General features: G+C 39.3%; 23 protein-coding genes. 7 read left to right on the plus strand and 16 right to left on the minus strand.

Features of this window, described 5'->3' with window-relative positions:
• Nucleotides 1-268: 268 nt before the first annotated feature.
• The 9 genes from IEE83_RS13780 to hisS all read right to left on the minus strand — a co-directional run bounded on the left by IEE83_RS13780 (nt 269) and on the right by hisS (nt 10,481).
• Nucleotides 269-754, minus strand: coding sequence for a GNAT family N-acetyltransferase (locus IEE83_RS13780; protein WP_194121129.1), 486 nt, complete (start codon nt 752-754; stop codon nt 269-271).
• 14 nt (nt 755-768) lie between these two features.
• Nucleotides 769-4,101 carry a UvrD-helicase domain-containing protein gene (locus tag IEE83_RS13785; RefSeq protein ID WP_194121130.1) on the minus strand — a complete coding sequence of 1,111 codons (3,333 nt, stop codon included), beginning with the start codon at nt 4,099-4,101 and terminating at the stop codon, nt 769-771.
• A gap of 103 nt (nt 4,102-4,204) precedes the next feature.
• Nucleotides 4,205-4,735 (minus strand): hypothetical protein, encoded by a 531-nt coding sequence (locus tag IEE83_RS13790; protein WP_194121131.1) that lies wholly within the window; start codon nt 4,733-4,735, stop codon nt 4,205-4,207.
• Between the two features lie 49 nt (nt 4,736-4,784).
• Nucleotides 4,785-5,858, minus strand: coding sequence for a histidinol-phosphate transaminase (hisC, locus tag IEE83_RS13795; RefSeq protein WP_194121132.1), 1,074 nt, complete (start codon nt 5,856-5,858; stop codon nt 4,785-4,787).
• A gap of 53 nt (nt 5,859-5,911) precedes the next feature.
• A complete protein-coding gene (locus IEE83_RS13800) occupies nt 5,912-6,355 on the minus strand; it encodes an RES family NAD+ phosphorylase (protein WP_194121133.1) in 444 nt (147 codons plus the stop codon).
• Nucleotides 6,356-6,784, minus strand: a complete 429-nt coding sequence (locus IEE83_RS13805) for an Xre family toxin-antitoxin system antitoxin (protein ID WP_194121134.1) — start codon at nt 6,782-6,784, stop codon at nt 6,356-6,358.
• Between the two features lie 83 nt (nt 6,785-6,867).
• A complete protein-coding gene (gene hisD, locus IEE83_RS13810) occupies nt 6,868-8,136 on the minus strand; it encodes a histidinol dehydrogenase (RefSeq protein WP_194121135.1) in 1,269 nt (422 codons plus the stop codon).
• 55 nt (nt 8,137-8,191) lie between these two features.
• Nucleotides 8,192-9,052, minus strand: coding sequence for an ATP phosphoribosyltransferase (hisG, locus tag IEE83_RS13815; protein WP_194121136.1), 861 nt, complete (start codon nt 9,050-9,052; stop codon nt 8,192-8,194).
• A gap of 70 nt (nt 9,053-9,122) precedes the next feature.
• Nucleotides 9,123-10,481, minus strand: a complete 1,359-nt coding sequence (hisS, locus tag IEE83_RS13820; RefSeq protein WP_194121137.1) for a histidine--tRNA ligase — start codon at nt 10,479-10,481, stop codon at nt 9,123-9,125.
• 162 nt (nt 10,482-10,643) lie between these two features.
• Here hisS and IEE83_RS13825 point away from each other — a divergent pair, with 162 nt between their 5' ends.
• On the plus strand, nt 10,644-10,868 hold the full coding sequence (locus IEE83_RS13825; protein ID WP_170982949.1) for a hypothetical protein: 225 nt from the start codon (nt 10,644-10,646) through the stop codon (nt 10,866-10,868).
• A gap of 41 nt (nt 10,869-10,909) precedes the next feature.
• Here the strand turns inward: IEE83_RS13825 and IEE83_RS13830 are convergent, their stop codons facing one another.
• Nucleotides 10,910-11,299 carry a hypothetical protein gene (locus IEE83_RS13830; RefSeq protein WP_194121138.1) on the minus strand — a complete coding sequence of 130 codons (390 nt, stop codon included), beginning with the start codon at nt 11,297-11,299 and terminating at the stop codon, nt 10,910-10,912.
• A 59-nt stretch (nt 11,300-11,358) separates the two neighbouring features.
• Here IEE83_RS13830 and IEE83_RS13835 point away from each other — a divergent pair, with 59 nt between their 5' ends.
• Entirely contained in the window at nt 11,359-12,129 is a 771-nt protein-coding gene (locus IEE83_RS13835; protein ID WP_194121139.1) for a class I SAM-dependent methyltransferase, read from the plus strand.
• A 38-nt stretch (nt 12,130-12,167) separates the two neighbouring features.
• Here IEE83_RS13835 and IEE83_RS13840 read toward each other — a convergent pair whose 3' ends face one another.
• The 5 genes from IEE83_RS13840 to pyrG form a co-directional block, all read right to left on the minus strand.
• Nucleotides 12,168-13,178 (minus strand): glycosyltransferase family 2 protein, encoded by a 1,011-nt coding sequence (locus IEE83_RS13840; protein ID WP_194121140.1) that lies wholly within the window; start codon nt 13,176-13,178, stop codon nt 12,168-12,170.
• A 1-nt stretch (nt 13,179) separates the two neighbouring features.
• Nucleotides 13,180-14,472 carry a glutamate-1-semialdehyde 2,1-aminomutase gene (gene hemL / locus IEE83_RS13845; RefSeq protein ID WP_194123406.1) on the minus strand — a complete coding sequence of 431 codons (1,293 nt, stop codon included), beginning with the start codon at nt 14,470-14,472 and terminating at the stop codon, nt 13,180-13,182.
• 7 nt (nt 14,473-14,479) lie between these two features.
• Nucleotides 14,480-16,186: an ABC transporter substrate-binding protein gene (locus IEE83_RS13850; protein ID WP_194121141.1), complete on the minus strand. Its 1,707-nt coding sequence runs from the start codon at nt 16,184-16,186 to the stop codon at nt 14,480-14,482.
• Between the two features lie 121 nt (nt 16,187-16,307).
• Nucleotides 16,308-18,131 (minus strand): membrane protein insertase YidC, encoded by a 1,824-nt coding sequence (gene yidC, locus IEE83_RS13855; protein ID WP_194121142.1) that lies wholly within the window; start codon nt 18,129-18,131, stop codon nt 16,308-16,310.
• Nucleotides 18,132-18,227: 96 nt separating this feature from the next.
• A complete protein-coding gene (pyrG, locus tag IEE83_RS13860) occupies nt 18,228-19,874 on the minus strand; it encodes a CTP synthase (protein WP_194121143.1) in 1,647 nt (548 codons plus the stop codon).
• Between the two features lie 289 nt (nt 19,875-20,163).
• On the opposite strand from pyrG, the gene IEE83_RS13865 reads away from it, so the two are divergent.
• On the plus strand, nt 20,164-21,057 hold the full coding sequence (locus tag IEE83_RS13865) for a PIG-L deacetylase family protein (protein ID WP_194121144.1): 894 nt from the start codon (nt 20,164-20,166) through the stop codon (nt 21,055-21,057).
• A 47-nt stretch (nt 21,058-21,104) separates the two neighbouring features.
• Here the strand turns inward: IEE83_RS13865 and nspC are convergent, their stop codons facing one another.
• Nucleotides 21,105-22,262, minus strand: coding sequence for a carboxynorspermidine decarboxylase (gene nspC / locus IEE83_RS13870; protein WP_194121145.1), 1,158 nt, complete (start codon nt 22,260-22,262; stop codon nt 21,105-21,107).
• 131 nt (nt 22,263-22,393) lie between these two features.
• Here nspC and IEE83_RS13875 point away from each other — a divergent pair, with 131 nt between their 5' ends.
• The 4 genes from IEE83_RS13875 to IEE83_RS13890 all read left to right on the plus strand — a co-directional run bounded on the left by IEE83_RS13875 (nt 22,394) and on the right by IEE83_RS13890 (nt 26,083).
• Nucleotides 22,394-22,981 carry a 3'-5' exonuclease gene (locus tag IEE83_RS13875; RefSeq protein ID WP_194121146.1) on the plus strand — a complete coding sequence of 196 codons (588 nt, stop codon included), beginning with the start codon at nt 22,394-22,396 and terminating at the stop codon, nt 22,979-22,981.
• Entirely contained in the window at nt 22,978-23,859 is an 882-nt protein-coding gene (locus IEE83_RS13880) for a bestrophin family protein (protein WP_194121147.1), read from the plus strand. The genes IEE83_RS13875 and IEE83_RS13880 overlap by 4 nt, the downstream gene beginning before the upstream one ends.
• A 313-nt stretch (nt 23,860-24,172) precedes the next feature.
• Nucleotides 24,173-24,592: a hypothetical protein gene (locus IEE83_RS13885; protein WP_194121148.1), complete on the plus strand. Its 420-nt coding sequence runs from the start codon at nt 24,173-24,175 to the stop codon at nt 24,590-24,592.
• Nucleotides 24,593-24,919: 327 nt separating this feature from the next.
• On the plus strand, nt 24,920-26,083 hold the full coding sequence (locus tag IEE83_RS13890; protein WP_194121149.1) for an MFS transporter: 1,164 nt from the start codon (nt 24,920-24,922) through the stop codon (nt 26,081-26,083).
• Nucleotides 26,084-26,116: the final 33 nt, after the last annotated feature.

Consider the following 26,116-nt stretch of genomic DNA (forward strand, 5'->3'; position numbering starts at 1 on the left):
AGAGTACCTAAGGAAATATCATTCAAATTTCCCGTGAATATCATCAAAAAAATAAAGCAGAACTATCAATGATACTAATTTTGCTACATAAAAGACCGAGTTCTTTCTACAACGCTGATAAATTTATTCACAAAAAAGAAAAAGTATTATTATTATTAATATAGTACAAATTAGGATTTGACATACAACTGAACACTAATATAAATTTTCCCAGATTCGAAAGTGAATGATAGAAAATATAAAAAGATAGAAAAGGTATTTCAATTTCTTATTCAATACTTCTCACCATCCACAATTCGCAGGAGTGATGACCGCTATTTCCCAGCGGATGATCTAACAATTCAAATCCCAACTTTTCATAAGCCTTAACTGCTTTATCAAGTTCCGTCATCGTTTCAAGATAAATTCTTTTGTATCCTTTGCTTTTGGCGTATTCTATACATTTCAGAATTATAGTTCTTCCAAGCCCTTTGCCTCTTGCTTCCGGTTTGAGATACATTTTAACCAGTTCGGTGGTATCCGGATCCAAGCCTTCGGTTGGGAAAATGCCTGCTCCGCCTAACAATATATCATTTTCCAGTGCTACGAAATAAACGCTGTTTTCCGTTTTGAAAAGATCGCTTAAATGATCCGTACTTTTATCGTAATAAACAGTTCCTGGTTTATTGGCTTTAAATTCTTCCAGCGCTTTTCTAATCACTTGTGCCAGTTCGGCGTTATCCTCCGGTTGAATTTCTCTGATTGTAATATTCATAACTTTCATAAAGTCTAACTTATCCACTCAATAACTTCATTTTCAAGCGTTATTAAAACCGCTCTTGCCACATTTCCTTCATTTTCAAAAACCCGTATCAGACGTTTTAAATGATTTTTAGGTTGTTCATTTCCGCTTCCGGCAATAAAAGTCATAAAAACAAACGATTCATCTGGTAATTGAACGATTCTGTCTATATGAAGCATTTTTCCGCCCGGAAGTAACAACTCTTTATTAGTTTGAACTTTGACATTTTCGTTGTATAAATCATTCAGCAACTTATTTTGCAATAAATTTTTTACCTGATCATAAAGGCTCCTCGCTTCCTCTCTCACCACAATTCCTTCACGAATAAGCTGACTGACAGTCTGAGGCAAATCAGATTCAATATTCATTTTAATCAACAAATGCCTCATTTTTTGAAGTCGATCTTTTTTCCTTTCAAAAGTTTCGATATCAAAAATCCGCTCTGCCATTCTTCTGAGGCGAAGCGTATCGGTTCGGTCATTACTGATTACATCACTGATCAGATAAGTTTCGGCGTTATTTTTCGAATGTGAATGAAAACAATCCTGATTTCCCTGCGACAGAATAAATTTACTTTCAAGCTCGTCATAAGCCGGCTGCGATTCCGGCTGACTTATATAATCGTGAAGCCAGGTACTTACCTGCTGCGATTGCTTCCAGTTTTTTTCACGTTTTGCCAAAATATACAAACGCTGAATGGGTCTTGTAAAAGCAACGTAAAGCAAATTCAGGTTTTCAACCAGCGTCCTTGTTTTCTCTTCCTGATACTGATCAGCGACAAGCGTACTATCCAAATCCTTAACCACCGAAACCAGAGAACTTCTCAATTTCTTGGTGATCGGGAAAAGCTCATTTTCTTTTTCTTTTAAAACCAGTTCGTCATAGGAAACCTCATCCAGATCAATCCATAACCTGTCAAGTTTTGCATTAGGGGTGACTTTCCAATTTGCATAGGGAACGATAACTACCGGATATTCCAGACCCTTTGATTTATGAATGGTTGTGATCCGGAGCGCATCCGTATCAGCCGGAATTGTGATGGAAAGTTTATGTTTTGATGTCTCCCAGTATTGAAGAAAGTCTCCAAGGTGATTACTTCTGCGTGTTCCAAATTCCAGCACGACGTCAAGGAAACGGAACAAATATTCATTTTCAGTCTTGTTTTCAAAAAGTCCAAAAGTTTGCATCAATTGCTCACTGAGCTCAAACACCGTTAATTGGCGGATTCGGAACGCGGTTAATTCAATGTTCCATTTCAGAAAATAACTTAAAAAAGTATCCAGCCCTTTCTGAGTGCAAAGCTTGCGAAGTGCCTCATGTTCTTCTGCACTCGGGTTTTCTTTTCTGATAACCCGGTGAAACAAATAAGCTGCTTCATATCGTTTTAATCGCTGGTCAGTATGTAATACCTCCATAAACGAAATGACGAAATGCACGGATCTGGAATAAGCTAATGATAAAGCATCGTCGGAAATAAGCGGATATCCTGTCTCTTTCAAAGCATTTGCCAAAGCAGTAGCCTCTTTCTTTTTACGACATAATATGGCAATATCACGCCATTGGTAGCCGGAATTTCGCAGCTCGGAAATCAGCTCAACACTTCGTTTTACGATCGCATCATTTTTTGTCTGGTTTTCTAAAAACTCATCCGCAAATTCCTGCATATCAATAAATTCCATCTGCACATGGCCGCCTTCATTTACACCATCAGGTATTTCCTGTCTGAAATTATCATCATAAACATGGCGGATCAAAGGATATTCTTCACCTACTGTTTCTGAAATAAATCCAAAAAACTGATTATTGAAATTGGTAATTTCCCTGAAACTTCTGCGGTTAGTACGTAAATGGTTTATTTCAAGATGGCTGTCAACGCTCCATAATCTTTCCTCATTGTAAATATTATCGCCCAGAATCGGCATCAGCTGCATCACCTGGTTTTGTGCCAGATGCAAAATCAAATCCATATCTCCACCTCTGAAACGGTAAATGGATTGTTTTGCATCACCCACAATCAGGTTGAAATAACCATCCGCCAGTGCATTTTCAATTAAAGGAAGTAAATTGGCAAACTGCAATTTGGAAGTATCCTGGAATTCATCTACCAGAATATGATTATACTTTTCGCCAAGGCGCTCAAAAATAAATGGAACCGGCTCTCTTGATACAATTTCAAGAATCCGACGGTTAAAATCAGAAATATGTACCTGGTTATTTTGTTTCAAAAGTACATCAAATTCCTTCCGGATTTCTCCCAAAAGCGACAAGTTATATAAGTGCCTGTCGAGCTGAGTATACAAAGTGATCTTAGCCGATTCTCCGTCTCTGATCTTTTCAATTTCAAAATACAACCGTTCCAGTTCCAGTCTTATCGCTTCAATTTTATTTTTAATCGGTCCCGCAGTTTTTGCACCATACCAGTTTTCCTCACCAATTGTTTTTCCGCTTACGTAAGAATTAGGCGCAGTCCAGGTATTTTTGCCCTCGCTCCTGTCTTTGAAATATCCATAAATTCCCCGAGCTCCCTGATAAAAATCTTTATCTGACAATAATTCCGCCTGAATAAGTTCAAACGCACTAAGTGAAAGACGTTTTATAGCATCCTCCCGTCCCTTCACAAAAACACGCATTTGATTTCGAATCGACACCCAGTCGCTCATTTGCAAATTGGCAACACGCTGCATTTGCAGATAACTTTGCTCGCTTAACAAGGTGCCGGCCGTTTCTCTTATTTGTGCCGGCAATGACGACCAGCTTTTTCCTTCTTCTGCTTTTTCCCTGTAATATTTTTCAACGATATCTGATAAAATCTCTTCTCCATCCTGACCAATGCGGGCCAGTAAACGGTCTACCGCGTCATCGAGTAATTGTCCGTCAAGCTGAGTTTCAAAAACAAAAGGAATTCCAAGTTCATCCGTAAAACTACTGATCAGTCGCTGTGTAAACTTATCAATCGTCATCACTGAAAAATCTGAATAGCGATGCAGTATCTGACGAAAAACCAGCTGTGCGCGACCGGAAATCAGCTCCTTTGCACCTGCGTAAAGCTCCGGATCCTCCAACGTTACCGGATATAATTCAGTAACGACATCTCTAAGCATCGGATGCTCTGTTCCTTCCGCCGACATTGCATTAGCGAAAGTTCTTAACATCAGCAAAATCCGCTCCTTCATTTCATTTGCCGCAGCATTTGTAAAAGTTACAGCCAGAATTTGCCTGAAATAAGTGTCAGAATTGGAATGCAGGGCAAGTTTGAGATACTCTTTGGTAAGCGTATAAGTTTTACCTGAACCAGCGGAAGAGCTATATACTTTGAACACGTTTGAATTTCTAATTTGGGATGAAAACGGCAAATCAATTTACAAAAAAAGCAGGCTAAAATGCCTGCTTTTACTATTTTCTATGTTTTTGACTTACAACTTTTTATAAATTGAAGCGAATACCTGCTGAAAGATTCGGACTTAAATAAAACGGCCTTGGAAGCAATTCAACATAAGCGCCTGTTTCTAAAAATACCGAAATTCTGTTGTCAGGTATAAAATATTCTACCCCACCAATCGCAGAACCACCAAGAGAAACAGTTTTCTCACGATCACCCGGAGGAGCTAGCAATTTTTTATTATCAGGATAGTAATTTCTGCTATTCACCTGTCCGCCTAATCCGTAGTAAACACGAACATTTTCAGCATTAAAAAGTGGGGTTGTCCATAAATAATGCACCTGAATTGACAAACCCGTAGTTTTATATCTTCCACTACGGTAATCACGGTCATTTGACAATACGCCACCATAAGTGCCTATTGTCACATCCAGCGCATGAATGTTATTAAAATATTTCCGGAAGTTAACGCCAGATGGTTCTCCTAATTTAAAACCAACGGCCCAATTGTTATCCTGTGCCTGAGCAAGTCCAAAGGAAAGTATACAAATAAAAGTAAGTGCTAATTTCTTCATAAATAATTGATTGGTGCTGGGGATTGTTGTTATAGTGTGATTTTAGTGTTTATGCAATTACGCTATTTTGCTGATATTTTTTTAAAGATTCTATCAAAAGCTCATTTTCCTCTTCGGTGCCTACCGTAATCCGCAGACATCCTTCGCACAAATGCACTTTCGAACGGTCACGAACAATGATGGCTTCGTCGATCAAATAAGCCATTACAGCCTTGGCATCGTCAAAATGGACAAGTAAAAAGTTGGCGTCTGATGGAAATACCTTATTCACCAACGATAAATTTTCCAGCATCGTACGTAGGGAAGCTCTTTCTTTCAGAATTTCTTTCACCATTTCATCCTTCTTTTCAACTGCACTCAAACCTTCAAGCAAAGCGCGCTGTGCAGGGAGACTAATATTGTATGGCGATTTTATTTTATTCAGGATTTTGATCAGGTCCGCAGAAGCGAAACACATTCCGGCGCGGATACCGGCAAGGCCCCAGGCTTTCGAAAAAGTTTGCAAAACAACAAGATTGGGAAACTCATCCAGACGTGAGATCCACGACACAGAATCTGTAAAATCCACATAAGCTTCATCAACCACAACCAGACCATTGAAATTATTCAAAAGCGTAACAATTGCTTCATCCTGCATCACATTTCCGGTTGGATTATTTGGCGTACAAACCCAGATAATTTTGGTATCAGGTGTGATCGCTTTCAAAACTGCATCAATATCAATTTGATAATCAACAGTTAATGAAACTTTATCAATCTGAACGTTATGAATAGAAGCACTCACTTCATACATTCCATACGTGGGCGGCAAAATGATAACATGATCTTTTTCAGGCGTGCAGGTAGCGCGGATCAATAAATCAATCGGCTCGTCGCTCCCGTTTCCAAGAAAAATTCTTTTGGTATCAATATTTTTTATCGGACTTAATTTCGCTTTTATTTCAGCCTGATATGGATCTGGATAGCGGTTATAATGCTCAACAGTGACCGAGCCATAAGGATTTTCATTAGCATCCAGAAAAACACCAGAATGTCCGGTATATTCGTCACGTGCCGAAGAATATGGAGCCAAAGTTAAAATGTGCGGGCGAATGACCGAATTCAGGTCGAAGGAATTGTTCATTGGTACTATCTATTTTGAAGCAATTTTCGGTTTAGACAATTTTGCTTCTGTAATTATAAAAATAATCTTTTATCAAATTGAAAAGGCTCAATACTAATAATTTTGACCGAACCAAAATCAGCATGTAATGGGTTAATCAAATAGTTTTTTTCGGAAGGCACCACCACAGAAGGAACACTCATAAGCAGCGTTTTATTTTCTTTCAGCCAGGAATCTCCAAATTCTTTGCTCCATTGTGAATCCTCGTGCCAGTCAGCAATCATGTAAGGATTAACCACAGACGCATTATCCGGCACAAATAAAACAACAACTACAAAATCTTTCGGAGGACTCGGCTGTTGCCAGTGAACGATGATTTCAAGCATAGCGAGTGAGCGGTGTGAAGCAGTGTAAAGCATGGAATTTTGAGGTGTATTCCATCTTCCCCCATGCCGGTAAGCTCCAATTCCCGTCAAATCATGCTGGTACTCCGACTTCGTGATTCTGAATAACTCCATCTATGCAAAAATACCGTGCTCGATACGCCCCAGTTCCGTTTTTATTAGTTCGATACCTGCATGAGTACGAAGAAACTGAATCGGTTTTACATTGCCCAGAGCCAGGATTTTGCTATTCATCCAATCCAAAAAATACTCTTTTCCTAAAACCCGTGTTCCTACTGAAAATAAATCAGCAAGAGCAATCAGATGATCAGAAACCACATTGCTAAGCAGATCTTTATCTTCATAGCGTTGCAGATTCCTTGGCGTAACCGGCAAAAGTGAAATTACATCTTTCAATTCAAGGCCTGCGGAATCCGCAAGATGCTGAATTGCTTCTTTGGGAATACCGTTTTCGGCAAGGTAAGCCAGGTCAAAATCATTCTTTACAGAATGTTTCAGGACATTATAACCTCCCAAAAGTTCATTAACCATTAATGCTGTCATCTTTCTGTCATTTTAAGAGACCGGAAATTAGTCTTTCAAATTTACGACATTTTTCTCATTTATAGAAACCCTGCCACTATTTTTTACAAAAGAGAATTTAAACGAACAGTAACCGCCCTTTTATGAGCATCCAAAGACTCCGCATGTGCCATTACTTCAACAGTCGGTCCTATGTTTCTAATTCCTGTTTCTGTGATATGCTGAACAGTAATTTTCTTTACAAAACTATCCACAGATACACCGCTATATGCGCGGGCATATCCATTGGTAGGCAAAGTATGATTGGTACCAGAAGCATAATCACCGCAAGATTCAGGTGTATAATTGCCCAGGAAAATGGAACCTGCATTGAAAATTTTATCTGAAACAGATTCGGCATCTTTCACACTCAAAATCAAATGTTCCGCAGCGTAATCATTCAGAATATCAATGGCTTCATAAGCTGAATTGACAAGAATTGCTTTACTATTTGCAATAGATTGAGCAGCAAGTTCCCGGCGTGGCAAAACTTCAAGCTGCGTTGTCAATTCTTCATTGACAGCTGTTAAAAACTTTTCGCTTGTAGAAACCAGTAAAACCTGACTATCCGCGCCATGTTCAGCCTGCGACAATAAATCCGCCGCAACAAAAGTAGCAACCGCACTATCATCCACATAAACCGCAACCTCCGACGGACCAGCCGGCATATCAATCGCGATACCTTCCTTGCTAATTAACATCTTAGCAGTGGTAACATATTGATTTCCAGGACCAAAAATTTTGTAAACTTTTGGAACACTTTCGGTCCCGTAAGCCATAGCAGCAATAGCCTGAGCACCACCAATACGGAATGCGGAAGTGACACCGACCAATTTGGCAGCAAATAAAATAGCCGGGTGATTGGATGGTGTACAAAGAACAACTTCTTTACAACCAGCCAACTGTGCAGGAATCCCAAGCATTAAAACTGTACTAAACAAAGGTGCCGTACCGCCAGGAATGTAAATTCCAACTTTTTCAATCCCCACACTCCGTCGCCAGCAAGTAACGCCAGGCATGGTTTCAATTTTTTCAGCAGGCTGCAACTGAGCCTTATGAAAAGTATATATATTCTGGTAAGCCTGACGGATCGCTGCTTTCAATTCTTCATCCAGCTGGCTTTCTGCGGCATCAAATTCTTCCTGTGAAAAAGCAAATTCAGCCAGCTCAACGCCGTCAAATTTCTTAGCCAGTTCACGCAAACCTTCATCACCTTTGGTTTTAACCAAATCAAGAATAGGCAAAACCTTTCCTTCAATAGCCAAAGAATCCTGAACCGGCCGGGTCAAAAGCGCAGGCCATTCACTTCTTTCAGGATAAGAAATTATATTCATAACTGATATTATTCATCGCCAGGCTGAAAGCCGATTGCTGACAGCCGATAGCCATTTAAAGAATCATTTTTTCAATCGGAATTACCAAAATTCCTTCCGCTCCCGCCTGTCTGATCTTCTCAATATTTTCCCAGAAATCATTTTCATTAATCACCGAATGAATTGAACACCAGCCCTCCGTTGCCAATGGCATAACCGTTGGCGCTTTCATTCCAGGCAAATATTTTGTGATCTCATCCACTGCACTCAGCGGGCAGTTCAATAAAATATATTTATTGTTTTTAGCAACCTGAACCGATTTGATACGGAAAAGCAATTGATCAAGTAAATCCTGCTGACCAGCCGTTAAATGCTTACTCGCAATCATCACCGCTTCCGACTTGAAAATCGTTTCTACCTCTTTTAAACCGTTGCTAAGCAAAGTACTTCCTGAACTTACGATATCACAAACCGCATCAGCCAATCCTATACTCGGAGCGATTTCTACTGAACCACTGATTTCATGGATCTGAGCCTTAACATTGTTTTCAGCAAGATATTTCCCCAAAAGTTTTGGATAAGAAGTCGCAATACTCTTTCCATCCAGATCCTGAACACCAGCATACTCATGTTCTCTCAAAACCCCGATAGAAAGACGGCATTTTGAAAAACCAAGTTTATGAACCGTATTCACATCACGATCCGATTCAACCGAAACGTTTTCACCAACAATACCCAGATGTGCCACGCCATCTTCCACGTATCCGGGAATATCATCATCACGTAAAAAAAGAATTTCAGCAGGAAAATTGGTTGCGGAAGTTTTCAGCTTTCCGGCTCCGTTGTCAAAACGAATACCGCATTCCTTGATCAATTTCAAAGAATCTTCACTTAGTCTTCCAGATTTTTGTATTGCAATCCTTAAAATATTATCCATGTTTTAATTAAAATTGGGCTGGGGCGTTTGCGGCTGTCAGCTTAAAATTCTATTGTTATTTTTAAATCCGTTAATTCACAGCGGCGATCAATTCTTCAATCGTTCCTTTTTGCTGCTCTCCGGTTTTCATATTTTTCAAGGTAAGCTGCCCGGTATTCATTTCATCAGATCCGATCAGGATTACGAAAGGAATATTCTTACGATCAGCATAATCCAGCTGTTTTTTCAGCTTGACAGAATCCGGATACATTTCAGCGTTCAATCCGGCTTCACGTAATTTTGGCAGAACAGACAAACCGTATTTGAAAGCTTCTTTATCAAAATTGGAAATCATCACTTTCGTACTGATCGTCTGATTTTCAGGAAAAAGGTTTAATTCTTCCATCACATCATAAATTCTGTCAACACCGAAAGAAATACCCACTCCGGAAATTCCGGGAACACCGAATGTGCCGGTCAGGTTATCATATCTTCCGCCACCGCAGATACTGCCAATCTGCACATTATTTGCTTTCACTTCAAAGATTGCTCCTGTATAATAAGACAAACCTCTGGCCAAAGTTACATCAAACTGAATCTTAGGGTTTTTCAAACCAAGCGATTCCACCATTTCCCAAACCTGTTCCAGTTCGTCAATGCCTTTTAAGCCAATTTCAGAAGATGCAAGCCATTTTCGAAGATCAGCAAATGGATTTTCTCCACCCGTCAAAGAAAAAACCGGATCAAGCAAATTGATGCTTTCTTCGGAAAAATTACGTTCGCGCAATTCATCGACGACTTTATCTTTTCCGATTTTATCCAGTTTATCAATCGCAACACAAAGCGTTCCTTCTTGGCCATGTGCACCGATCATATCCGCAATTCCTGTCAGGATTTTGCGATTGTTGATCTTCACTGTAAAATCTTCAATACCTAACTGAGGCAAAATATCGTGAAGCAGCAAAACAATTTCCGCTTCGCAAAGCAGAGATTCCGTTCCTACTACATCGGCATCACACTGATAAAATTCCCGGTAACGACCTTTCTGCGGGCGGTCTGCTCTCCAAACCGGCTGTATCTGATAACGCTTAAATGGCATTACCAAAGTCCCCCGATTCATCACCACATAACGGGCAAAAGGAACGGTAAGATCATAACGCAGACCTTTTTCAGAAATCTTGGCAGTCAATGGTTTATAACCGGCATTCAGATCCGACTCAGTTAATTTTTCGCTAAAATTTCCTGAATTCAAAAGTTTGAACAGAAGCTGATCTCCTTCATCGCCATATTTCCCCATCAAAACAGAAAGGTTTTCAAATGCCGGCGTTTCCAGAGGCTGAAATCCGTAACGTTGAAAAGAGCGACGGATCGTATCAAATATAAAGGTGCGTTTCACCATTTGTTCGGGACCGAAGTCACGGGTGCCGCGGGCAAGGCTTGGTTTACTCATTTAATTCTAAATTCTTCAAATAGTCAATGGCTGCCATAAAAGTTTAGTTCCCCTGAAAACAATTTTCGATCAACAGATTACAAATCCAGTTGAAAATCGGAACTGCTCAAACAAATATCTCAGCATTTAAAAATGTAAAGTTAGAGAGGTTATGCAATTTTTATGACTATTTGCTACTTTATTTACGTAATTATTACTAATTTTGCGGCTCTTTCACAAAACAATAATTTTAAAATGGGAGTTACGGAATTAAAACGTAAGAGTCGTAGAAATAAAGCTGTGGCAAATAATCGTACAGCTACTATCAAGAATCTTTTGCGTAAGCCAGAAGTAAGAAACGTCGATGTTGAGGCAATAAAAGCGCAGTTTGAAGCTAACAAGCAATAATCCAAGCGCCTCTCCGATACAAAGTTATCAACAAGTCCCTGTCAATCTGTTTTGGTAGGGCTTTTTGTTTTTTTGTCGGATTTGCCTTTTCGGACTGGTTCTTTACGAAGTGCTTTTGCATTCACTTTCCGCAAAAGCTGACGCATACTGCGGCGGGTTTCCCGGCGAACATCCAGAAGTATACGAAACCGTAAAGCTTCTCCGAAGAAAATCAGTCCGGTATTTATTAACGCCAGACTGTAAAGTCCCAAAAGAACCCAAACCTGTGTCGGCTGGCCTATTCGGCGCTGATGTGCCGCTTCGCTAAGCACACACAGGCCAAAACTGAATAAAACAAGTCCCAGCGGAGCAAGTATAAGCCACTTGGTACGCGTCGACATTCTTTTAATCATCTGCCTTCCCGGCGGTTTTGGATTGATATCTGGGATCATTTTAAGTATTTGTTACTTGGTAAGAACATAAAATTATTAATTTTTAATCAATTGGTTTAATGAAAGCCATCATAAGTTTAGTTTTACGTTATATTCCTCGTCCCTATCTGCAACTTGTCGGTCACTGGGTTGCCCGTTTTCTGAGTATTTTTTACATTGGAAATAAGGTTGAATGTCCTGTTTGCAACAGCCATTACCGCAAGTTTTTACCTTACGGAAGAAATACTTCAAGCAGAGATAACGCGCTGTGTCCCCATTGTTTATCTTTGGAAAGACATCGTCTTATGGGTTTGTATTTAAAACGTAAAACCAACTTTTTTAGCGCAGATCTTAAAGTTTTACATGTAGCGCCGGAATACTGTTTTATCGACCGATTCGAGCATATGAAAAATCTTGACTATATCACGGCGGATATTGAATCTCCGCTGGCAAAAGTGAAAATGGACATTCATGACATCCCATTTCCTGATAATACTTTTGACGTGGCTTTTTGTAATCACGTTATGGAACATGTGGACGATTACATCAGAGCCATGAGCGAATTACATCGTGTATTAAAACCGGGCGGTTGGGCCCTAATCCAGTCACCACAGGATTTGAAATACGAATTCACTTATGAGGATGCATCGATCACAGATCCGCGTGAACGTGAAATACATTTCCTTCAAAATGATCACTTGCGTCTTTTTGGAAGAAATTACGGCAGGGAATTGGAAAAAGGAGGATTCACTGTTACCGAAGACCGGTTTGTGATGGATGAATTAACACCTGCGGAAGTAAAACGTTATTCATTGCCGAGCCAGGAGATCGTTTATTTCTGTCAGAAATAAGATGTAAAAAAAGTGGTTGATTAAAACCGCTTTACAAATCATGAAGGATATTCAATGGTCGCGCCGGTTTCCCGGTGCGATTTTTTTTCCCAGATACGCGTCCAGCCCTCCTGAATAAACCCAATCCCATATCCAAACAGCTGAACAAAAGCTGCTACTATTCCTAAAAAAGCCACTTTTATACTTTTGGTTGAACGTAAAGCGTCAAAAAATAGCGCCAAAATGATCAACAAAACAAAGGCAATTCCCAGATAAAAAAATGGTTTAAAAATCCAGAACCAAAACGGAATACTGATCACACCAGCTGTAAAAAGAAATGGTATGGTATGGACAAGTTTTAATTCCTCAGGATAAAAACGGGCGATATTAATCCGCGCACGTCCAAAAAATTTCAGTTGTCTGAAAAACTGTGCGAATTGGGTTCTTCTTTTGTGATAAATAAAAGCTTCCGGAATTAATGCTGAGCGAAATCCGAGTCGCAGAGCGCCGATGCTGAACAAAATATCCTCTCCCATTCTGCTCGTCTGAAAACCTCCTGTACGCTCGTAAACGGTACGCGAAAGTCCCATATTAAAACTACGCGGATGGAAGGTTCCACCCATATTATTCTTTTTACCGCGAATTCCTCCGGTTGTAATAAAAGAAGTCATCGAGTAACTGATTGCTTTCTGGATTGGAGAAAAAGAAGGATGATCCGTATCCGGTCCTCCATATAAATCGACATAATCTGAATTTAACCTTTGCTCGACTATTGACAAATAATCCGGCTCAATCAGCGCATCCGAATCAAGAAGAATAAAATAATCTCCACTCGATTTTTCAAAACCGGTATTTCTTGCAAACCCCTGACCGCCATTTTCTTTGTAAAAATAATGGATGTCAAGTTTGTGTTGAAAAGATTGAACCACAAGATCCGATTTTACTTTTGATCCGTCTTCAACAATAATAACTTCAAAGTTTTTATAAGTCTGGGTATCCAGACAAGTCAATAATTCCTGCAATTCATCAGGACGATTATATACAGGAATTATGACTGAATATTTACGCATATTATCCAATTACTTCTTTAAGCGATTCTTCGTTGGCTTCAATAATTCTTTCGATATGACCGTCTTCCAGCGCGGTAGACAAAAACATACTTTCAAACTGAGATGGCCCCATATAAATTCCACGATCCAGCATGGCGTGGAAATATTTTCCAAACAACGGCAGATTTGATGATTTTGCAGAAGGAAAATCCGTCACAGCCTGATCCGTAAAGAACAAAGTATACATGGATCCGATGCTGTTGATCGTGTAATTCAATCCAAGTTTTTTAATTGAATTGGTAAAACCGTTCACCAGTTTGTGACCTGATAATTCTAACTGGGTATAAACTTCCGGATGCTCATTCAGATAGTTCAGCATGGTCAAACCCGCAGCCATAGCAATGGGATTTCCGGATAATGTCCCTGCCTGATAAACCGGCCCCAATGGAGAAACCCAGTTCATAATCTCAGCTTTTCCACCGTAAGCACCAACGGGCATACCACCGCCAATAATTTTTCCAAGTGTAGTCAAATCCGGTTTGATACCAAATCTTTCCTGAGCCCCGCCTTTTGAAAGACGGAAACCTGTCATGACTTCATCAAAAATGAAAACGATTCCTTCTTCATCACAGATCTTCCGAAGACCTTCCAAAAATCCTTCTGCCGGTAAAACGCAGCCCATATTTCCAACAACCGGTTCTAAAATCAAAGCTGCAATGTGACCTTTATTGGCATCAACAAGTTTTTGCACAGCGTCTAAATCGTTGTAAGGAGCCGTTAGGGTATCATTCGCAACACCTTTTGTCACACCCGGACTGTCAGGTGTACCAAAAGTTACGGCACCACTACCGGCAGCAATCAAAAAGCTATCACCATGACCGTGGTAACAACCTTCAAACTTAATAATTTTATCACGTCCAGTAAAGCCACGGGCCACGCGAATGGCAGACATGGTAGCTTCTGTACCCGAATTCACCATACGTACTTTCTCGATGGATGGTACCATAGTAGTGATCAATTCTGCAATTTCTACTTCTCTTCTTGTGGGTGCGCCAAAAGAAAAAGAGTGCTGAATGGCATCAGAAACGGCTTTTTGGATTAATTCATGCCCGTGACCCAAAATCATCGGTCCCCAAGAATTGATCAATTCTATATACTCATTATCGTCTTCATCATAAACGTATGGCCCTTTTGCCGACTTAATAAAAACCGGTGAACCACCTACTGCACGAAACGCACGAACGGGTGAATTTACGCCACCCGGAATAAAATGCTGCGCCTTTTCAAATAAGGCCTGACTTGTTGAAATATTCATCATGTGATTATCTGACTGGTACCCATTTAGTACCGCTGTATTTTAATATGGGCGAAATCTCGTTTTCGCGTGATCTGGTAAAATCAAAACCGGAAAGAAGGTAATCGTCTTCATAACGTCTCATTCCAATTCCTCTTTTCAATCCATCTTTATATTCCGCTAACATTCTGCCGAAGAAAAGCAATTGATCATATCCCTGATAAGAATAATTAGATGGGAAAGTATTCGTTTGCGACCAGTAGTTTTTTTGAAATTCACGGACGTTTTCTTTGTCCCTGTCAACATGATCTGTTTCGATCAAATACAAACGTGAACCATATTTTCCCAAACGCGATTGTTGAGAATTAAAACTGCCTGACGTTGCAATTATTGGCGTTGCCGTCAATTTTCTGTCATTTAAAATCTCTATAATTGGAGCTCCTGAATTTCCGTCAGAGGCAAAGAGCGCTACATGTGAAGGTTTGCTGGTTTCAAACGATAAAATTTTGTTTTGCAGCCATTCACGATCTGAAATGATTTTCAGCATTTGTATAACTTTTCCGCCACGCGCCATAAACTCGGCTGCGTAGGAAAACGCCATCATGGAATCTTTTGCACTACCTCCATAATAAATCGCAGCCGTTGGACCGGGAGCAACTGTTTTCATCCATTCCGCAGCTTTTTGAACCTGAAAAGGAATTGAAGGATGTGCCAGAAAAGTGTTTTCTCCATGCTTCACTACATTGGCATCTGTTGAAAGGGGATTCAACATATACAAATTTGTACCTGAAACGTAATTTGCCGCTACCTCAAAAGTGCTTGGATACAAAGGACCGATAACCAGATCTGATTGCTGAAAATCAGTATTACCCACAATGGCCTTCATCGATTTTTCATCGTTGCTGACATCATAAGCCCAAAGATTTATTTTAATTCCTTCTGTTTCAAGCTGCTGTTTAGCCTGAACCAGACCAAGATAGTAGTCGTACGCAAACTGATTTGTGCGTTTTTTAGAACTTCCAAATTCATCCAGCCTAAAAGGAAGTAAAACTGACACATTATAATAACCTTTCCCCCACTGATTTGCGCGCTTTGGAATACTCTTGTCGGGACCTTCCGTTTTTTCAACTTTTTCTTTACCACTCACTTTGAAATCTGCACTAAGCTGACTTGCCTGCATCAGATCCGTTTTGGTCGATGACGGCGAATGCTCAATCGATTGAATTAAAGCAATGGCAATATCACGGTCTTCGGGATATTGTTTTTGAATATCTCTAAGTTTTGCAAGATCACGGATTTCACCAAAATAATGCTGCTTTAAACCCTGTACATCTTTGTTGAAAGAAGAATCTTTTATGCGCTGCAAGTAACCAAGTCCTTCCTTGTATTGCTCGGTTGCAAGATTATTTGCACCTAATAAATAATAGGCATCATTGATCTTGTTCCAACCCGGATAGCGGCTCAACAATTGAAGAAGCATTTGCTTGCTTTCCCTGTATCTTTTTAGTTGATAAGCAGATAACGCATAGTAATAATGCGCATAAGGCGCGTACGGAGCCTGAATGTTCGTAGTAGTTAATGGAGCAAACTTTTCAATAGCAATGCTGTAACGTCCTTGTTTCAAGTCCGATACGGCAGCTTTATACTTATCTTCATTCAGTGCAGGATTTTGGGCACAAACAATTTTGCCAAAACCTGAACAGATGAATATTATTAAAAGAACGAAAATTCTCATTGGTCTTTTTGTCGTTGTTGAATTTGGTGGGTCAAATTACGAAAACCGTTTTAAGGGAAAAAGAAACGGGCAATGTTTCCTTCCGAAACATTGCCCTCTTTCCTTAGGTAAAAACCCTTTATTACTTACGTTTCGTACGTTTTTCTAATTCAGCCTGTTTCTTTTTAGCTTCATCAGCGGCTTGAAGAGACTTTTCCAGATATTTTTGGAACTTGGTTTGTTTCTTCTCGCCATTCGCGTTTTTCTTGCGATTTTCTTCCAGAATGTTTCTGATCTTATCTTCATTCACAAACTTTTTGATCAACAACTGCTGACCGATTGTCACGACGTTAGACACAAAATAGTAGAACGTCAAACCTGCCGGGAAAGAGTTAAGAACGAACATAAACATCAACGGCATGATATAGCTCAACATTTTCATGTTAACCGGCCCAGGCTGCGTTGGTGTGATCTGGTTGTTATAATATGCATATCCGATACTCGAAATCGTCATCATGATGGTAAACAAACTAACGTGGTTACCATAAAAAGGAAGCGATACCGGTAGTTTTATAAATGAATCGTAAGTCGACAAATCGCTTGCCCAAAGGAAAGTCTGTTGTCGCAGCTCAATTAAGTTCGGAAATAGGAAGAACAACGAAAACAGAATCGGCATTGTGGCGAGCACTGGTATACAACCACTTAACGGACTCACACCCACTTCCTGATACAATTTCATTTGATCCTGTTGTTGTTTTGCAGCGTCATCAGGATTTTTAGCTTTCAATTCTTCAAGCTCCGGCGCAAGCAATTTCATCTTCGCCATGCTGATGTAAGATTTGTAAGTCAGCGGCGTTAACAGCGTTTTTACAAACAATACAAGACATATAATCAGCAAACCGTAGTTTGTAATAAATCCTTCTAAAAGATTAAACAACGGAACCAGGAAGAATTTGTTGATCGGTTTAAGGAAAGCGTATCCTAAATAAACGTTCTGATCAAAGTTTTCAGCTTTTACTGTTTGAACAATATGGTAATCATTCGGACCAATATAAAACTGGAAATTTGCTTCATTTTTCTGAACTGCCAACATCGGGATCGAAGCAGCAACATTTGCTGTTTTAACAATGGTCGTGTCATTCACGTTTACCGCTGTCTGAACATCAACATCAGTAAAAGGATGTTTTTCAGAAATCAATCCAGCCAAGAAATACTTGTGTTTGATGGTAAACCACTTAACAGGATCTTCCGCTTTTGCCGCTTCATTAGCCGTAGGACTTTGCGCAAGGCTATGCAAACCGTCTGTATAATAGTTGACAGTGATCGCCTTACGGTTTTCATTCATGTCATTTTCCAGTTTCAGAAGATCATTTTTCCAATCAAACTTGATTGTCTTGTCTCCCGCCACCAGACTATTTGACTTGATACCATAATCAATAACATATCCTGAACCATGAACAACATAAGTCTGCTCTACAAACTGGCCTTTACCCAAATCCGCACGATATGAAATAATTGCAGAATCTTTTGCGGTCAATGTTTGTCCGGTTGCCGTAGTCTGGAAATACAGATCAGCAATGTTTATATTACCTGTCTGTGTTGGAAATTCAATTTGAAATTTATTGTGGTCTTCAACAATAAGATAAAGCGGTTTTTTGTCAAAAGTTTTGTATTTTTTCAACATCACTTCTTTCAAAACTCCACCTTTATTTGTGAAAACAACACGCGAATCCGTTGTTTCGATTACTAGATCCTGTGGAGCGATTTTCACGGCCGAAGAGTCACCAGCAGTTAAAGCCAATTTTGCTGTATCCGATGCTATTGAACCTTTTACAGTTACAGACTTTGCAGAGTCACTATTTACTTGGGCTATCGGCGCGGGTTCAACTGGTTTCGGAACCAGAAACTGATAACCTACCAGCATTAGCATTATTAGTACTAAGCCGATTATAAAATTTTTATCCATTCTTAACTAAAAATTATTGAAGATATTGCCCCATCGGGAGGGCAAAGGTAATAAGTTTTTCCTGATTGGCTTTCCTGATTACAGGATAAGATGAAATCAGGATATAACCGACCGTTTTTCAATTGAATAAGTAAGCGCAGCTTTCACAAAATTAACGAAAAGCGGATGCGGATTCATTACAGTACTTTTCAATTCAGGGTGAAATTGTACACCAACATAAAACGGATGTCCTGGCAGTTCAACCATTTCAACCAGATTATTGTCCGGATTGATACCCGTAGCCAACAAACCTTTGTCTTCAAAAGCTTTCAGGTATTTGTTGTTGAATTCGTAACGGTGACGGTGACGTTCTTTAATATTCAGTTTTCCGTAAATACGGTTGGCAAGAGAATCCTTTTTCAAACGGCAAGGATAAGCTCCCAAACGCATTGTACCGCCTTTGTTGGAAACATCTTTCTGGTCTTCCATCAAATTGATCACAGGATGTTCGGTAGTTGCATCCATTTCAACAGAATGCGCGCCTTCCAATCCTACCACATTACGGGCATATTCAATAACTGCCATTTGCATACCCAAACAAATTCCAAAGAAAGGAATTCCGTTTTCGCGAACGTATTGGATTGCTTCAATTTTACCGTCAATTCCTCTTTCTCCAAAACCCGGAGCAACAAGTACACCGTCCAGATTTGCCAGCTTTTCAACTACATTTTCAGGTGTAAGACTCTCAGAGTGAATCCATTCGATAGTTACTTTACATTCGTTGGCAGAACCTGCATGAATAAAAGACTCAACGATCGATTTGTATGCATCATGCAATTCCACATATTTTCCAACCAGACCAATTTTAATCGCGTCAATTGGATTTTTAAGTCTTGAAAGAAAAGTTTTCCATGCATCCAGATCCACATCTTTATCATTATATATGTCAAGCATATACAATGCACGTTGATCCAGTCTTTCTTTCAACATCAATAACGGCACAGCATAAATCGTGTCTGCGTCCATTGCTTCAATTACAGAATTAACCTGAACGTTACAGAACAACGCAATTTTTTTACGAAGATCTGTTGGCAAAGGATGTTCTGTACGACAAACCAGAATATCAGGCTGAATACCTGATTCCTGCAACATTCTTACCGAATGTTGCGTCGGTTTTGTCTTTAATTCACCGGCAGAATTCAAATAAGGAATGAGCGTCAGGTGAATAATTAATGTGTCATTGTGTTCAAGTTCGAACTTGATCTGACGAACTGCTTCTAAAAACGGAAGCGATTCAATATCCCCTACACAACCACCAATTTCTGTAATAACAATATCATAATCACCGGATTGACCCAGCAACATCATATTTCTTTTCAGCTCATCTGTGATGTGAGGAACAACCTGAACGGTTTTTCCAAGAAAATCTCCGCGTCTTTCAGCTGTAATAACATTGTGATAAACTCTTCCCGTAGTGACGTTATTTGCCTGAGAAGTACTAACGTTCAAGAAACGTTCGTAGTGACCTAAATCCAGATCCGTTTCTGCACCGTCGTCCGTTACATAGCATTCACCATGCTCATAAGGATTCATTGTGCCCGGATCAATATTTATGTATGGATCGAATTTTTGGATTGTAACTGAAAGCCCTCTGGCTTGCAGCAATTTAGCAAGAGAAGATGCTATTATCCCTTTACCTAATGAAGATGTAACACCGCCCGTAACGAAAATGTACTTAGCGGTCTTTCGTGCTTTGGAAGCCATAAGACTTTGCTTTTTTTCTATGATTACGGGATACAAAAGTACAGCAAAAAAGGCAGATTTTTATGGTTTGCCTGTTAAATATTTCTATTTGATAATGTAACGGATTGGAAGTCTTCAAGATGAAGCATGAAAAAAATATTTTTGAACATTTCCGTGAAAGTAATTTTGTCCCTTTGTTAAGCTCAAAATACCATTTTTCTCATTTTCCAATCTTTTCAAATTAAGTTGAAATAGAACTAAAATCACTATTTTTAGCAATTACTCCACTACTTCCTAACCAAAACACCACATGAAAAAAATCTTCGTAATTGTAATAGCATTACTCGCTGCTGATTATGCACACGCGCAGACAAATAAACCACAACTTTCCAATCCTATACGTGTTATTGTCTTTGGAGCACATCCGGATGATTGTGATTTGGGAGCCGGCGGAATTGCAACAATGTATTCTGCCATGGGGCACAAAGTGAAATTTGTTTCGCTGACAAATGGCGATAAAGGTCATCAGAATATGAGCGAAGGGAAATTGTATTATCGCCGATTAAAAGAAGCCCAGGAAGCGGCAAAACGTTTTGGGGTTGAATATGAAGTGCTGCATAATAACGACGGTGAATTGTTTCCAACACTGGAAAACCGCCTTGAAGTAATCAGACAAATAAGAAAATGGAATGCTGATATTGTCATTGGACCGCGTACAAATGATTATCATCCGGATCATAGGAATACTGGCGTAATTGTGCAGGACGCAGCTTATCTGGTAATCGTTCCAAACATAGCCAGCAATGTTCCGCCACTGAGGAAAAATCCGGTTTTCCTTTACTTCCGGGACAGGTTTCAAAAACCTAACCCATTCCGGCCCGATATTGCCATCGACATTACTGGCGCATTACCGCAAAAAGTAAATGGCCTTGATGCGCACGTATCACAGTTTTACGAGTGGCTGCCCTGGACAAATCAGGATCTTGAAAATGTTCCAAAAGATACTCTTGAAAGAAAAAAGTGGCTGTTTGCTGCTATTGAAAAAAGATCAGCCGTGACGCCGGAAATTAAGGTTGCACTTGACAAATGGTATGGGAAGGAAAAGGCTGCTCTGGTTAAACAGGCGGAAGTTTTTGAAATATGTGAATATGGAAAACAGCCGACAACAGAAGAAATCAGGAAGCTGTTTCCGATGCTTCCATAAAGAATTGGACTTACAGATGTATTTAACACCCGTAAGGCCAGTTTTTCTTATGATAAACGATCCTTAAAACTTTCGTAACCGTAAGACCGGATTAACCTGAAAGATTCGTTTTTCTGCCAGATACCAATGGAAGGAAGGTTAACGCCGTTAAATGTCGTCGTTTTTACCATGGTATAGTGGATCATATCTTCAAAAACAATCTGATCACCAATTTCCAGCGGTTTGTCAAAAGAATAATCCCCAATAAAATCTCCAGCAAGGCAAGTCATCCCTCCCATTCTGTAAGTTGGTTTTCCTGCCTGCGCTTCGTGATACGCTCCGCGGATAACCGGTTTATAAGGCATTTCCAAAGTATCCGGCATATGCGCTGCAAAAGAAGTATCCAGAATTGCTACGTTAATTCCCTGACTATCCATCACATCCAGAACGGTCGTTACCAATTCTCCGGTTCGCCACGCAATCGCAGAACCCGGTTCCAGAATGACTTCAATATTATATTTTGCACGTATTTTCTGAACAAGATCGATCAGCTTTTCGGTATCATAACCTTCCCTTGTCATCAAATGTCCACCGCCCATATTCAGCCATTTTGCCTGATGTAATAAATCGGCAAAACGCGTTTCCAGTGCTTCCAATGTTCTTTCCAGTGTATAAGAATCATTTTCGCAAAGAGAATGGAAGTGAATTCCGTCAATTCCTTCGGGCAAAGTATCAGGTAATTTATCTCTGGTCACACCTAAACGTGAACCCGGAACGCAAGGATTATACATATCCGTTTCAACTTCGGAATACTGAGGATTTACGCGGATTCCACAAGACAAAGCTTGCTCAGGATTTTTAATTTTAAAATCAAAAACCCTTTTTTTAAAGCGTTCCCACTGATTAAAAGAATTAAATGTAATGTAACTGCTGCGTTCCATGATTTCTGTGAATTCACTATCCAAATATGCCGGCATGTACGTATGCGCAGGATATCCCATGAAATCATTGATCAGTTTTACTTCATTTAATGAACTGGCAGTAGCCCCGCTCAAATATTCTTTTACAATTGGAAAAGCACTGTACATCGAGAAACCTTTAAGCGCAAGAATAATTTTGCAGCCGGCCGATTTCTGGACCTGATCTATTAATTGCAGATTTTTTCTTAGTAATTCTTCCTCTAAAACAAAACAGGGAGACGGGATATTCGTGTAATCGATTGGCATTTTTATATACAAATGAGCGATGAATCAATGAGCTAAAAGCAATGTTTATTTACATTTGCGTACAAAAGTAAAAGATTGGTTTGCGAAAATTGCATTTTACGTTTTTCATTTCAAATTAATAATATAGAACTATGGCCTTCCTTGTGCTTGATATCGAAATGACCGGGCCGGAGCCAGGTTGGAATGAAATTATACAAATCGGTGCTGAATTCTTTGATGATCAGTGGCGTTCGCTGGGTACTTATCTTCAAAACGTGTACCCGGAAAACGAAGAAGCCTTTACTGCAAAATCGGAAGAAGTGCATGGACTTTCTATCGATGATCTGGAAGAAGCACCCATGATTTTTGACGTAATTCCGGAATTTGAAAAATGGCTCAAAAAATTAAATTCAGGCAAACCCAATCTTTCAAACGTTATTATTTGTGGACAAAGTGTTGTTTACGATATTAATTTCCTTCGTTTCGCCTATCGGAAGGAAAAGATTAACTGGCCATTTTCCAATAAACAAATTGACCTACACACGGTTTCTTACTTGTTTTTCAAAATTTTGGAAAAGAATGGACAATCCGTTCCACGTTCATTAAGTCTGGGCTCCGTTTCCGCCTATTTTGGTTTTGAAAGAGAAGATGAAACACACAATGCACTGGAAGATGCCCAATTAACAGCGCGTTGTTTTAAAGAATTCTTTAAACTGATTGATAAGATAAAACTGGTATGATTGATTACAATCCCAAAGAATGGTTTAAGTATATATTCTATTTTCAGAAAGCGGATACAGTCCGCAAACTGATGCCATTGATACTTACTATCATGGTTTACACTTCTATCCTGGCCTATTTAATTCTGAAAGTCTGGCGTATTGGTGAAAATACCGATCTGAAAAATATTTCATTAATGCATTCCCTGCTGGGTTTTGTTATTTCCATGTTATTGGTTTTCAGAACAAATACGGCTTACGACCGTTGGTGGGAAGGCAGAAGGCAATGGGGCGCTCTGATGAATTGCAGCCGGAACCTTTCCTTAAAAATCAATTCTCTGGTTGATAAAGACAATATTGAAGCCCGAGAATTTTTCCGTATCATGATTCCCAATTATGCTTTTGCATTTAAAAATCATCTCAGAGGTCATTTTCTTTCTGAAAGCTTTACAGAAACTTCTACATTCAAACTTTCTAATTTGCATTTAGAAGATCATATCCCAAATCAGATTGCAGCAGCCATATTTAGCAAAGCAGTTGAATTGCAAAGAAAAGGATTGATATTACCCGAGCACCTTTTAATTCTCAATATTGAACTGGAAAGTTTCACTAATATTTGTGGTGCCTGTGAGAGAATTAAGAACACGCCCATTCCATTGTCTTACAGCTCTTTTATCAAAAAATTCATCTTTATTTATTGTCTTACCTTACCAATTGGCTATGTATTCAGCCTGCATTTTCTGGTTATTCCCTTTGTAATGTTCGTGTTCTATATCCTGGCAAGTCTCGAAGTGATTGCCGAAGAGATCGAAGATCCTTTTGGAGATGATGCCAATGATCTGCCAATTGACAGGATTTGTGCAGGGATACAAGTTTCTGCAAACGCATTATTAAAATAGATTTTAATGCAATTTTAATCCTACTTATTAGAAAGTGATTAAAATTTATAGTATTTAAAACTTTTTTCACTGGTGTGAATTTCACCTGTTTTTTGGCAATTATTCATTTTTTTCAAAAACCGCCACGGTTTTGAAACCCAATCGCGCTGGCTTTTCACTTTTCTCATAAAAATATCATTATTCTTATCTTTACTTTTTGAAAACTGGCAAAAAACTGTTTTTTCAACCCATTTAGAACTCAATAATATTTGATGTTTATTGCGCTTGATCCTTAGGGATTGTTGTTCATTAATCCAATAAACATCATAATGTCATGAGAAAATCATTCTTAATATTCGCAGCAATTATCATATCAGGTTTTATTGCAGGAGCAGTTAAAGCGCAGTCAACTTTAGTTGATCCTGGTATGTCGACGCATAATTACAAACATCCTAATAAAGCAGCAAAAGCCAAAGCTTTGAAAAATGACGGAATTGTTGTGTCGAATATCAACACGATTGAGTCGTATAGTAAACAGCAAAACTCGCGTTACGTGAGTACCACGCCTAAGTATGCACCAAGAGCTACACCGCTTGTTGTGACAAGAACTTATAAAAAGGAAGCAGTTGATATAAATCCGCTTATTTCGCCGAGAAATTATAAAACACCTAATGTCACGGAACGCAGCAGCTCACAAGATGTTGCGAAAATAAAAAGCAAAGCCGACACCTTAGGTTACCTATCTGTCGATTAACATACTTCAAACTAGAAACTGAAAAGCCGGCGCTTATAGCACTGGCTTTTTTTGTTGTTTTTTCATTGAAGAGCAACTTTGCGAAAAAATCGTTCAAATAAATTTAAAATTCTTTAATTAGTACAATAACTACTTTTCATTATTATTGAGATAATACAAATTAATGGAATGTTATTTGAACAAATAATGTTTTTATTTCAACCAGAGGCAATTTAACATTTAAGCCCGGTCAAATTAACACCATAAAGAAATTAACAAATTCTGTGAAATGTTATATTTTTTCTATCCTGTAACATTTGATAAAATCACAGAGCAACTATAATACCTATGTCATATTCAATTTTAGCACCCTCGCAGTCAAAAAAATATCTTCGGATGGCCGTTGCTGCTTTCTTTTTTGTTCAGGGTTTAAGTTTCGCAGCCTGGGCAAGTCGTATTCCGGATATTAAAAATATGCTTCACCTGACCGAAGGCGGTTTGGGAACTGTGTTGCTTGCATTACCACTTGGATTGATGGCCAGTTTGCCAATTTCAGGCTGGATGGTTACCAAATACGGAAGTAAAAAAATGGTTCTTTTCGGAGCAATTCTTTACGCCATAACATTAACCTTCATTGGTTTCGCAACCAGAACAGAACAATTGGTTATCGTTCTTTTCTCATTCGGACTTTGGGGAAACCTTTGTAATATCGCGGTAAATACCCAGGCAGTTGCCGTTGAGCAGGTTTATGGTAAATCCATTATGGCCTCCTTTCACGGATTGTGGAGCCTAGCCGGATTTGTGAGTGCGATGATCGGTACATTCTTTATTTCAATTAATATTCCGCCGCAAATCCATTTTATGGTAATTGCGGTAATTGCATTTGCGATCATTTTTACTGCTTACAAACATACAATGCCTGACAGCGAAAAAAATCGCGACGAAGAACAGCCAATGTTTGTGAAACCTGACCGCGATCTTTTAATGCTTGGTCTGATCGGATTTTGTGCAATGGTATGTGAAGGTGCAATGTTTGACTGGTCTGGTGTATATTTCATGGAAGTTGTGAAAGTTCCGGCTGCGATGAAAACGATGGGATATGTTGCTTTCATGGGAACAATGACTGGCGGACGTTTTGCTGGTGACTGGCTTGCAAACAAAATTGGCAGAAAGAAGATGCTGCAAATCAGCGGTTTATTGATGGCAAGTGGAATGGGTATTGCTGTTTTGTTGCCATATATGGCTACTGCAACTTTCGGTTTGTTACTTGTAGGTTTTGGAGTTTCCTCTGTGGTTCCGCTTGTTTATAGTGCAGCAGGAAGATCTACTACAATGTCGGCAGGAATGGCGCTTGCCGCAGTTTCTTCAATCAGTTTTATTGGTTTTCTTATCGGACCTCCGCTGATCGGAATTATTGCACAAGTTGCAGATCTTCGTTTCTCATTTGCCGTTGTAGCATTGTTAGCTTTTTGTACAACGCTTTTATCTTCAAGAGCAAAATTGATCCAATAATCTGGTCGAAATTGCTTTCAAAATAGATTGGTA

The organism is Dyadobacter subterraneus (assembly GCF_015221875.1).
GTDB classification, from domain to species: Bacteria; Bacteroidota; Bacteroidia; order Cytophagales; family Spirosomataceae; genus Dyadobacter; species Dyadobacter subterraneus.